Below are 12100 nucleotides of genomic sequence, written 5' to 3'. Positions count from 1 at the left end.
GCTTTTTACCCGGAGGGTAAACGATACCGTCGGCACATCCTGCGCCCGATTTGTTTCACCGCTGCTGGCCGACAGGCATTTCAAACCTCTGGCAACCGAACCGTTTCACCGCCGGATGCCGTCATTGAACTCGGAGCCGGGCGAAAGCGGTCTTAAAGTGGCATTTTTTGTTGGGTGTTTAATAGATAAAGTATTTCCCTCTGTGGCACAGGCAGTCATTGACGTTTTGAACTACCATGGCGTCGGCATCTATATGCCGCAAGGCCAGGGGTGCTGTGGTATACCTGCTCTTTCTTCCGGAGACACGGAAACATTCAGGCGGCTTTTGCGCCACAATGTGTGCAAACTGGATGCCGAAGGTGTCGATCATATTGTTACAGCCTGTGCTACGTGCACCTCTACCATCAAGGAAATATGGCCCTTTATGGTGGCAACCAGTGCAGGAGATCTGAAAAGTGTGGTCGATGCCCTGGCGGAAAAAACCATGGATGTCAATCAATTTCTATCAATCAAGGCCGGTTTGAAAAGGGTGGGTGCCATGGTTAATCCGCTGCAGGAAAAGGTCACCTATCATGACCCCTGCCATCTGAAAAAAGCGCTGGGGGTGTCGGCCGAACCCAGAGAAGTAATCAGAGCGGCGGGGTCCGAGCTGATTGAAATGAAAGATTCCGATGCCTGCTGCGGCATGGGGGGAAGCTTCAACCTGCAATACTATGACATATCATCCAGAATCGGCAAACTGAAACGGGACAACATTCAGGCAACCGGCTGCAATATTGTGGCTACCAGTTGCCCCGCCTGCATGATGCAAATCTCTGACGCCATCTCCAGGGCCGGCGACAGGATCGTGGTGAAACATCCTCTCGAGATTTATGCGGAGATGATAAGAAACGGGTAGAACATGGGGAGGGGATAAAATTATAAAATTCTTCTTCCAGAGCTGCCGAATGCCAAAGAAGTTGAGGCGCTCAAATCAGACAGAAGAGTCCGCCAGCAAATAAAAGAGGAGCTGGCAGACGTCTTCATCTATGCCCTCACCTTAACCCATGAGTTTGGCTTCGACCCCGGGGAACTATCTAAAAGAATACAGCTGATTACCCCACAATCAGCCCCCGAATGGTAGCCGCAATCTTCAGATTGCGTGGGGGCAGTTATCAGGGTAAAATTTTTTTAAAGAAGTTGAAGTTCAATGAGCGAAAATACCCGGTAGAAAAAGTCAATGGTAAAGCGCACAAATACACTGTCTATTCCCGTGAGGATTGATGTTTGTGTAGTTTACAGATGCATTCGGAAAAGTTTTACAGTGTGGAACAGGCTTGATGAAGCCACCTTGAACACGAGGGTCCATTCCGCTGAGTTTATGGAAAGGGTCGAAGGATGCTCCATGCTCTGTGTCGCATGTTTTCTACTGTTGCAGAGAATTTTATAATTTTATGGACGTGCCGTCCTCCTCTCATTCGCCGCCTGTAACTTCGCTGCAGAGCCAGAATCCACATTGTTGGCTCCGAATAACATGGTCGGTGCCCTCTTCTTATAATGGTGATATTCGCTAAAGACATCCTGTTGGATTTAAATCAGTATAGGATGCCAGCACAACAGCTGTCAAAACGGGTCTTGCCATTGTAAACAGCTGCCGCCATATCATCAGCACGCTGCAGCTCGTCGGCAGACTTCGGCTCTCTGGTAAACTGTAGCTTCACCTTCAGCCTCCCCCGCGCCCGCCTGGAGGCGCGTCAGGCATGATGCCAAAAGGCTCGAGGACAAGGCCTCCCCTGCGCCCGCCTATCTCAGAATTTCCCAAAATTTTGATTTTTTTCTTGATGTGCGTGAAGATGTAGACAATAATTTGATCCATTAGATTTTCTCATTGCAAGAATCATATGTGGACTTGCCGAAAAGTGGTGGCGGACCTGAATTCAACGAGGCAAATACACCACTGCACTGCTCAGCTGCATCAGGAAGTACGGCAAAGATATCAGAAGCTCAACTATTTTGACCTGATTTGACAATAGGCCACGGTATTCTGACTCACGAGCGCTTTGTGAACAGAGGATTCGGATTTTGTTCAGATCGCCAATGCCATAGAATCCTTACGAGGGCAGCATCAACAGGAGAGCTCTGCTCATAGAGGAGTAAACTTGATGGACATCTTTGGGCTGCGTGACCGCCTGATAGAAGACTATGCAAGCTATATTGAGAGCTTTATTCACATCCAGGACGAGCGAGTGCGGCAGCACGTAAATCAAGCGCTCGCCAATGGTCTCCTCTGGCCGGATCCTCTCATTCAACTCAACCCTTCCTTTGAACCTGGTGAATGGATCGATGAGCTGGTTGACCAGGGCGTGCTGCACGAGGAGTGCAGGCGTATTTTCCGGATCAACAAAGATCCTGACGACGCAGGAAAACCCCTCCGGCTGCACCGGCATCAAGCAGATGCAGTAAAGGCAGCCAGAACAGCCGACCACTATGTGCTTACCACCGGTACTGGCTCGGGAAAAAGCCTCGCCTATATTGTTCCCATTGTCGATCACGTGCTGCGCGTTGGCTCCGGCAAAGGCATCAGGGCGATCATTGTCTACCCCATGAATGCACTGTGCAACAGCCAGGTTGGCGAACTTCAGAAGTTCCTCAACTATGGCTATCCGAAAGGTGGCGAACCGGTCCGCTTCGCCAGGTACACCGGCCAAGAAGGCGATGAGGAAAGACAGAATATCATTGCAAATCCGCCTGACATTATCCTTACCAACTATGTAATGCTGGAATTGATCTTGACCAGGCCTTATGAGAGGAATCTGGTCGAGGCTGCCCAGGGCCTGCGCTTTCTGGTGCTGGATGAACTGCACACCTACCGCGGCAGACAGGGAGCTGATGTGGCGCTTCTGGTCCGGCGCCTCCGCGATGTTTGCCAGGCCCATGATCTGCAATGCGTTGGCACCTCCGCCACTCTGGCAGGCCCCGGGACCTACGAGGAGCAAAGAAAAGAGATTGCCGCAGTTGCCGGTAAACTCTTTGGCGCTGCGGTCAAACCGGAAAGAGTGATCGGCGAAACTCTGAGGAAGGCGACTGCAGAGACCGATCTATCTGCGGCTCACTTTATCGACGACCTGAAAGCTAGAGTTTCCGATGGCAGCCGGCAGCCGCCCACTGATTATGCCAGTTTTGTCTCGGATCCCCTCTCCATCTGGATCGAAAATACCTTTGGCATAACAACAGAAGAGCAGTCCGGCCGGCTCATAAGGACCAAGCCAAGAAGCCTCACCGGTCCACACGGTGCAGGCAGAGAACTGAGTGAACTGATTGGCGTTCCTGAATCGCAATGCATCAGGGCGATACAAGAAGGGCTTCTTGCCGGTTATCGCTGCGAGCATCCCGAGACAGGCTTTCCTGCCTTTGCTTTCAGGCTGCATCAGTTTATCAGCCGCGGAGACAACGTCTATGCCTCTCTCGAGCCGGATCATTCGCGTTTTATTACGGTCTATGGCCAGCAGTTCGTACCGGGTGACCGCAGGAGGATTCTCCTGCCCATTGTTTTCTGTCGTGAATGCGGCCAGGAATACTATGCAGTGAGAGTGAGCCTCGATTCTGAAACCAGACAGAGAATATTCGGCCCCCGGGAGCTCTCAGACCGTTATCATGACGAACAGAGCGAGGCCGGCTTCCTCTATCATAACCCTGCGAACCCATGGCCGGAGGACTATGACGCTATCCTTGATAGAGTCCCGGATGATTGGCTGGAGGAAAGCAGCGGCATTGCGCGGCTGCGCCGGAACCGCAGACATGATCTTCCTGTAGCAATTACTGTCGCGCCCGACGGCCGGGAAGCTGATGCTGGCGTGTGTTACTTCTATGTGAAGGCACCGTTTCGTTTTTGCCTGAACTGCGGTGTTTCTTATGGCGCCCGCCAGGTATCTGACATCGGCAAACTAGCATCACTTGGCACTGAAGGCCGCAGCACGGCTACTACCATACTGAGTCTCTCTGCCATTCGCCACCTCAATCGAGAGCAAAGCCTGCCGCAGCAGGCGCGAAAGCTCCTGAGCTTTACCGACAACCGTCAGGACGCCTCTTTGCAGGCAGGCCATTTCAATGACTTTGTGGAGATTGGGCTCCTTCGTTCGGCCCTTTACAAAGCTGCTCGCAATGCAGGCGAGCATGGCCTCAGGCATGACGAACTCACCTACAAGGTCTTTGAAGCTCTGGATCTTCCCCTCGAGCTATACGCAGCCGATCCAGAGGTGAAATTTCGGGCGCTGGAGGAAACCAAGCAGGCGCTCAGAAATGTGATCGGCTACCGTCTCTATCATGATTTGCGCCGCGGCTGGCGGGTTCTCTCGCCAAATCTTGAACAGTGCGGGCTCTTGCAGATTGAATACCAGTCCCTTGCGGAGATCTGTGCGGCTGAAGAGGAGTGGCAGGATCTTCACCCGGCCCTTGTCACCGCTTCCCCAGAACATCGCCAGGCAATCAGCAAGGTTCTTCTGGATTTGATGCGCCGGGAGCTGGCGATCAAAGTTGACTTTTTGGACCTGGCTTTTCAGGAGAGGATAAAACAGCAGAGCAACCAGAGGCTGATCGATCCGTGGGCCATTGATGAGAATGAGAACATGGTGCAGGCGGCAATCATTTTTCCCCGCTCCTACAGAAGGGGACAGGATTATCGGGGCAATGTTTATCTCTCTTCCAGAAGCCTTTTTGGACAGTATTTGCGCCGAACAAATACCTTTCCCGACTACAGGTCCCGCCTCACCCTGGATGAGACTGCCGAGATCATCCTGCAGCTGCTGCAAACTCTTCGCATTGCAGGTCTTGTGGAGGAGAGGGTGGCGGCTGAAAAGGAGGGGGAAGTTCCAGGCTTTCAGCTTCCAGGTGCGGCCATGCGCTGGATTGCCGGCGACGGCAGCAGGGCATATCACGACCCTCTGCGCGTGCCCACTGCTTCAGGAGAGGGAGGCAGAACAAACCCATTTTTCGTCTCCTTCTACAAAGAGATCGCTGCTGAGGCGAAGGGCATAGAGGCCAGGGAACATACCGCCCAGGTACCCTATGAGCTCAGAGAAGACCGGGAAAAGAAGTTTCGCCAGGGCACACTCCCCGTCCTCTATTGTTCCCCCACTATGGAGCTCGGCATTGATATTGCCACCCTGAATGTGGTGAACATGCGGAACATCCCCCCGACTCCAGCCAACTATGCCCAGAGGAGCGGCCGTGCCGGCAGAAGCGGCCAGCCTGCGCTGGTTTTTTCTTACTGCACCTCGGGCAGCCCTCATGACCAGTATTTCTTCAAACGGCCGGAGCTCATGGTGGCTGGAGCAGTGGCCCCACCCAAGCTGGAGCTCGCCAATGAGGATCTCATCAAGGCACACGTACACGCTGTCTGGCTTGCGGCAACCGGCCAGTCGCTCGGCAGCTCCCTCAGGGATATTCTGGACCTCGAAGGAGAAAAGCCCACTCTCGAGCTGCTGCAGTCAGTGAAAGAGGCTTTCCAGAGCGACAGGGCTGCCCGGGAAGCTCTGGCGCGCTCCAGGAGGATCATGGCCAGCATAGAGGCCGAACTGCACGAGGTGGACTGGTACAGCGAGGGCTGGCTCGATGATGTTATTGCCAAAGTGCTTTTGAGTTTTGAGCAAGCCTGCGAGCGTTGGCGCTCACTCTATCGTGCCGCAGCCAACCAGAGAGATACCCAGCACAAAATAATCAGCGACGCCTCGCGCAGCACCGAGGACAAGAGGCAGGCCAGACGGCTGCGCCGGGAAGCAGAGGCCCAGCTCGAGCTGCTCCTGGAAACGCAAATATACCGGGACTCCGACTTTTACAGCTACCGCTACTTTGCCAGTGAAGGCTTTCTGCCGGGCTACAACTTCCCCAGGCTTCCCCTTTCAGCCTTTATACCCGGCAGACGCAGCCGACGGGATGATTTTCTCTCTCGCCCTCGCTTCCTGGCCATCTCGGAGTTTGGCCCCAGAAGCATCGTCTATCACGAGGGCTCACGCTTCATCATCAACAAGGTCATCATGCCGGTAGGAGATGACGAGGTCCTTACCCGCTCCGCCAAGCTCTGTCCACAGTGCGGCTACCTGCATCCTGTGGTGGACGGCAGCGAAGGCCTCGATCTATGCGAATACTGCGGCAGTCAATTGCAGCAGCCTTTGCGGCAGCTCTTCCGCCTGCAAAACGTGGCCACCAGAAGAAGAGACCGCATCAACAGCGATGAAGAGGAGCGGCTCAGGCTGGGCTACGAGATTGTAACTTCTGTGCGTTTTCCCGTGCGCGGCGGCAGGCCGTCGCTGCGAACGGCAACACTCGAGCATCCCGTCAATGGAGTGCTGGCGCGGCTGAGCTACGGGCATGCTGCAACCATCTGGCGCATCAATCTTGGTTGGACCAGGCGCAGGAATCAGAATCAGCTGGGGTTCGTCCTGGATACCGAACGGGGATACTGGGCCAGGAATGAGCAGGCAGTCGAGGAAGATCCTGCTGACCCCATGAGTGCCAGCACCATGCGAGTGGTGCCTTACGTGGAGGACCGGAAAAACTGCCTGCTGCTGGAGCCGCAAAAGCAATTGAGCGATTCGCAGATGTGTTCTCTGCAGGCAGCACTCAAGCAGGCTATCCAGACCATCTATCAATTAGAAGACAACGAGCTGGCTGCAGAGCCCCTGCCGCGACCAGACAACAGGCGAGTTCTTTTGTTCTATGAAGCAGCGGAAGGCGGCGCTGGGGTGTTGCGCCAGCTTATCTCTGATGCCGATGCTTTCGCCAATGTGGCCAGGCGGGCCCTCGAGATCTGCCACTTCGATCCGGAAACCGGGGAAGATCAACGTCGTCCGCCCCGGGCAACCGAGGACTGCGAGGCTGCCTGCTACGATTGTCTGATGACCTACAGCAACCAGCGCGATCATAGTCTGCTGGACAGGCAGGAGATCCGCGGCATCCTGCTGGAATGTGTCCACTGCAGAATAGCATCATCGCCCGGCGGCAAACCGAGAGCAGAGCATCTCAGACAGCTGCTGAATCAGGCCGGCTCTGAGCTGGAAAGAGCGTGGCTCCATTTTCTGGACAAGCGCGATTTGCATCTGCCATCAGGGGCCCAGAAGTTCCTGGAGAGGTGCAAGACTCGTCCTGATTTTTTCTATGATGATCATCTTGCCCTGATCTACGTGGACGGCCCGGTACACGAGTATCCGGAGCGGGCCAAACGGGATAGTGAGCAGGAGGAGTGTCTCGAGGATTTGGGCTACACCGTAATACGGTTCGGCCACGGGGACGATTGGCACAAAATAATTGCCAGATATCCCCATGTGTTTGGGACGATTCAGTAGCCTCAGCAGCCGCAATCTTCAGATTGCCTACGGGGCTCTTAATGTTTCTGAGGCATCGTTGTCGTGACCGCAGCGGCTGGGGGACTATTTCTCACGCAAAGCCGCAAAGGTCGCAAAGATAAGATGCTGCAGAGCAGGTGAGTAGGCAGCCTTTGATAGTAGGGATCGCTAAAAATATAAGTGGGATACGATTGAAACTGAGAAGAAGCGAGCTTATTCTCAGTTTCAATCGTATCCCGTGTAAACCGTTGCTATAGCAGCGGTTTGCCGCTAGGCGGCATATTTTTAGCGATCATAGTATTGGCTGCCAGTCAAAAGCCAAGCCATACCTTTGCGTTCTTTGCGGCTTTGCGTGAGATATATTGCCGTTAGGGGAAGCCTTTATGCAAGTAAAGCACTGAAACAGGTCCAATGCATCAAGGCACCCTGGCCCCTTTTGTTAACAAGGATGTCCTATGAATTTTGCAGTCGGTTCACTTGTACAGGCTCGCGGCAGGGAATGGGTGGTTCTGCCTGAATCCGAGGAAGATCTTCTCATGCTGCGGCCCCTCGGCGGTACGGACGATGAGGTAGCCGGCATCTATCTGCCGCTGGAAAGCGTAAAACCGGCATCTTTTTCGCTGCCGGAGCCGACTGAGGTGGGCGATTTCCGCTCGTGCCGCTTCTTGAGAGATGCTGTCCGGCTTTGCTCACGTTCCAGTGCAGGCCCATTCCGATCATTTGGCAAGATCGCAGTAGATCCACGACCCTATCAGCTTGTGCCGCTTCTCATGGGGTTGAAGCTTGATCCTGTGCGTCTGCTCATTGCCGATGACGTTGGCATTGGCAAGACCATTGAGGCCTGTCTGCTGGCCCGGGAACTCCTGGATCGGGGCGAGGTGAATCGCCTTGCCGTTCTCTGCCCCCCGCACCTGGCTGAACAATGGCAGGCAGAACTGCATGACAAGTTTCATATCGAGGCAGAGCTGGTTCTTCCCAGCACAGTGAGCAGGTTGGAGCGCATATGTGGAGTGGGGCAGTCTCTCTTCGATTACTACCCCTATGTCATAGTGTCCATGGACTACATCAAGTCAGATAGGCGCTGCGACGACTTTGTCAGAGCCTGCCCGGAGCTGGTCATTGTTGACGAGGCCCACACCTGCGCCTACGTTACAGAACAGAGAGGCAGCAGGCATCAGCGGCACCGGTTGGTCAAACGTCTTGCTGAAGATCAGAGCCGTCACCTTATCCTTGTTACCGCCACCCCTCACAGCGGCAAAGAGGAACCATTCCGCTCCCTGCTTGCCTTTCTTGACCCCGCCTTTGCGGATCTGCCGGATGATCTTGCCGGCCCGCAGAATGAGAAACACAGAAGAAAGCTGGCCCAGTATTTCGTCCAGCGCCGCCGCGCCAACATCCGCCATTATATGAAAACGGCAACCCCCTTTCCGGAGCGGCAAGAGGCCGAAGAATCGTACACCCTGGGCGAGAAATCAGCTTACAAACGTCTGTTCGACAAGGTATTGAGGTATGCCCGGGAGTCAGTAAGAACTGCAGAAGGCAGGGATCATCGGCAAAGGGTCTTGTGGTGGTCGGCCCTGGCACTGCTCAGGTCGCTGGCAAGCAGCCCGGCTGCTGCTGCGGCAACTCTTCGCAACCGGGCCGCTGCAGCCAACAGCCAGACTCCTGAAGAGGCAGACGAGATCGGCCGCCGCACGGTCCTTGATATTGATATTGAGGATGCGGGTGATGCTGACCTCATCCCTGGAAGTGATCCCGGGGAGGTGGACCCGGAAGAGAAGCGCCATCGTCGCCGCCTGCTCGAGATGGCCAGAGAGGCCGAGGCCTTGAAGGGGAAAAAGGACGCAAAGCTGCAAAAGGCCATCTTGATTGTCAAAGACTTCATCAAAGCCGGCTATCAGCCGATTCTATTCTGCCGCTTCATACCCACTGCTGAATACCTGGCGGCAGAGCTGCGCAGGGCCCTGCCCGCCAGGGTGGCAGTTAGTGCAGTAACCGGCACCCTGGCGCCGGCTGAACGGGAGGAGAGGGTTTTGCAGCTCGCTGCCAGTCCACAGCGTGTGCTGGTCTGTACAGACTGCCTCAGCGAGGGAATCAATCTGCAGGACTATTTTGACGCGGTTATGCACTATGACCTCAGCTGGAACCCGACCCGCCACGAGCAGAGAGAAGGGCGCGTGGATCGCTTTGGCCAGCCCAGAGACAAGGTAAGAATACTCACCTATTACGGTCTGGATAACCAGATCGATGGCATCGTCCTGGATGTACTTTTGAGGAAGCACAGGAGTATTCGCAAAAGCCTCGGCATCTCTGTGCCTGTGCCCGCTGATACCAACATGGTCATGGAGGCCATCTTCGAAGGTCTCCTGCTTAGGGAGGAATCCGGACAGGCACAGATCTCCTTTGATTTCATGTATGAACAGAGAGACGACCTGCATGCCAAATGGGATGCCGCCAGAGACCGTGAAGAAAAGCGCTCCCGCACTGTCTTCGCCCAGGAGTCGATCAAGGTTGATGAAGTTGCCAGAGAGCTGGCAGCTGTTCGGCAGGCCATCGGCTCGGGCGTTGATGTGGCCGACTTCTTCCAGGAAGCCCTCAAGGCACATGGTGCGGTCGTATCAGCAGTGGGGAAGGAGTATCACTTTGACATTTCTGAGGTGCCGAGGGCGTTGAAGGATGTACTTCGCATCCAGGACGGCCAGCAGTTCAGGGCACGTTTTGAAATGCCGGTGCAGGAAGGTGTCCTTTATCTTCATCGGACACAACCGTTGGTTGCAGACCTGGCTTCCTACGTGATGAACACTTCCCTCGACCCCCTGGCTGAAGGTGTGGCAAAACGGTGCGGTGTTATTCGTACTCGCAAGGTAGAGAAGCGGACCACGCTCCTTCTGGTGCGCTTCCGCTATCACATTATCACCATTAAAGCTGGCCGTGAAAGTCAGCTTCTCGCAGAAGAATGCCAGGTCCTGGGCTTTGCGGGTGCACCGGCCAGGGCAGAATGGCTGCCAGAGCAGGCGGCAGAAGAACTTCTTCTCAGTGAACCAGATGAAAATATCAGTCCTGACATAGCCTCGAGCCATGTCGAGAGGATAATTTCTGCTTTCGAGCACCTGCAAGAAGAACTGGAGAATATTGCCCGCCAGCGGGCTGATATCCTGCTGGATGCGCACAGGAGAGTGAGAACAGCAGCCCGTATTCGCGGTGTTCGCTACAAAGTAAAACCGCATCTGCCGCCAGACGTACTGGGAATTTATATCTATCTACCAGTGATGTGATACTATAATGGCGTATTATCTCTGTGAAGCTCCGCATTACCTGTGGGAGCGGCATTTTGCCGCAATAACCTGTCTCGTAGCCACATTTCAGGCGTGGCCACTCGAAGGCAGCTAGAGGGAGGATAAGTGATGGAGTCAGCAAAGCAGGAAGTAATCGAACTACTTAAGGATCTTCCTGATGACAGCACATTGGAAGAAATTCAGTACCATATCTATGTGCGTCAAAAAGTTCAGCGAGGTCTCCGTGATGTTGAAAAAGGACTCACACATACCCAGGAAGAAGTGGAAAAGCGGATGGAGAAATGGCGCGTAAAGTAATTTGGGCTGAAGCTGCGGAACAGGATCTGGATGCAGCCGCTGCTTACATTCACCGAGATTCACCATCTTATGCTGTATCTTTTGTACACCGCGTATTGCAGGCTGGGCGCTCCTTGAGCGACTTTGCTGAGCGAGGCCGCATTGTGCCAGAATTCAAAGACACAAAGATCCGAGAGGTCTTCGTGCATAGTTACCGCTTGATATATCGTATCGAGGATGAGCAGGTCTTGATTGTGGCCTTGATTCATGGCCGGCGGGATTTCAGGACAGCATGGGAGGAATCGGAGCGTTAGCTTTGCCGGGTGGATCTCATCTGTGAAAGACACTGCAGGCCTCGATACCTGTGGTTCTCATTATGAGAAAGAGACACCAGCAACCATTTACCACCATCAAGACCGAGGGCGGTCTGCTGCCGGTGGAGCTCTTGCAAAGAATCGCCGAAGGCGACAAAGAGCTCGGTGGACTCAGCCCCGAGTCCTATCATCTGGCCAGGAACGAGAGGCTCAACGAGGCAATCAACCGGGCCTGGAACCGCTGTGTAGGCGCCTGGTGGGTATTCACTGCTGGAGTCAAGAGTCTTCCCGAGAGTGATGCCGGCACCACCTTGACCAGGGAGCGCTGGCTGCACGTTCTTTTCAACGAGTTGGGCTACGGCAGACTCCCTGCAGCCCGGGCCCAGGAAATCGACGGCAAGACCTATCCCATAAGCCACGGTTGGCTCCATACGCCCATTCATTTTGTCAGCTTCAAACAGGACCTGGACCGCCGCACTCCAGGGGTTGCAGGCGCTGCCAGGATGAGCCCGCACAGCCTGGTGCAGGAGTTCCTCAACCGCTCTCAGGAGCATCTTTGGGGCATTGTTTCCAACGGCTACAGGCTGCGGATTCTGCGAGACAATGTCAGCCTCACGCGCCAGGCCTATGTAGAGTTCGATATTGAAGGCATGATGGAAGGGGAGGTCTACTCTGACTTCGTCCTCCTCTACATGCTGCTGCACCAGTCACGCTTCGAGGCGGAAAAGCCCGAGGAGTGCTGGCTGGAACGCTGGAGCCGGCAGGCTCAGGAGCGCGGCACCCGCGCCCTCGATCAGCTGCGAGATGGGGTGGCGAATGCAATAGCCACCCTGGGTCAGGGATTCATTGCCCACCCCGCCAATATCAATCTCCGCCAGAGCCTGCAGTCTGGAGA

At 54.7% G+C, this 12100-nt stretch carries 7 protein-coding genes; all 7 read left to right on the top strand.

Features of this window, described 5'->3' with window-relative positions; translation table 11 throughout:
* On the top strand, positions 1 to 898 hold an 898-nt coding region (locus JRI89_14290), incomplete at its 5' end, for a (Fe-S)-binding protein (GenBank protein MBW2072410.1).
* A gap of 27 nt (positions 899 to 925) precedes the next feature.
* On the top strand, positions 926 to 1123 hold the full coding sequence (locus JRI89_14285; GenBank protein MBW2072409.1) for a hypothetical protein: 198 nt from the start codon (positions 926 to 928) through the stop codon (positions 1121 to 1123).
* Positions 1124 to 2141: 1018 nt separating this feature from the next.
* Positions 2142 to 7319, top strand: a complete 5178-nt coding sequence (locus tag JRI89_14280; protein ID MBW2072408.1) for a DEAD/DEAH box helicase — start codon at positions 2142 to 2144, stop codon at positions 7317 to 7319.
* A gap of 455 nt (positions 7320 to 7774) precedes the next feature.
* Complete coding sequence (locus JRI89_14275; GenBank protein MBW2072407.1) at positions 7775 to 10594, top strand: DEAD/DEAH box helicase; 2820 nt, start codon at positions 7775 to 7777, stop codon at positions 10592 to 10594.
* Between the two features lie 129 nt (positions 10595 to 10723).
* The gene (locus JRI89_14270; protein MBW2072406.1) at positions 10724 to 10912 is read left to right on the top strand and encodes a hypothetical protein; all 189 of its coding nucleotides are present in this window, start codon (positions 10724 to 10726) and stop codon (positions 10910 to 10912) included.
* Complete coding sequence (locus tag JRI89_14265; GenBank protein ID MBW2072405.1) at positions 10897 to 11205, top strand: type II toxin-antitoxin system RelE/ParE family toxin; 309 nt, start codon at positions 10897 to 10899, stop codon at positions 11203 to 11205. The genes JRI89_14270 and JRI89_14265 overlap by 16 nt, the downstream gene beginning before the upstream one ends.
* Positions 11206 to 11267: 62 nt before the next feature.
* A partial coding sequence (locus JRI89_14260; protein MBW2072404.1) for a type II DNA modification enzyme occupies positions 11268 to 12100 on the top strand: 833 nt, incomplete at its 3' end.

It is taken from the genome of Deltaproteobacteria bacterium (genome assembly GCA_019309045.1).
Classification (GTDB): Bacteria; Desulfobacterota; Syntrophobacteria; order BM002; family BM002; genus JAFDGZ01.
The sequence above is the reverse complement of the archived record's forward strand: the minus strand, read 5'-3'. Positions and strand labels throughout refer to the sequence as shown.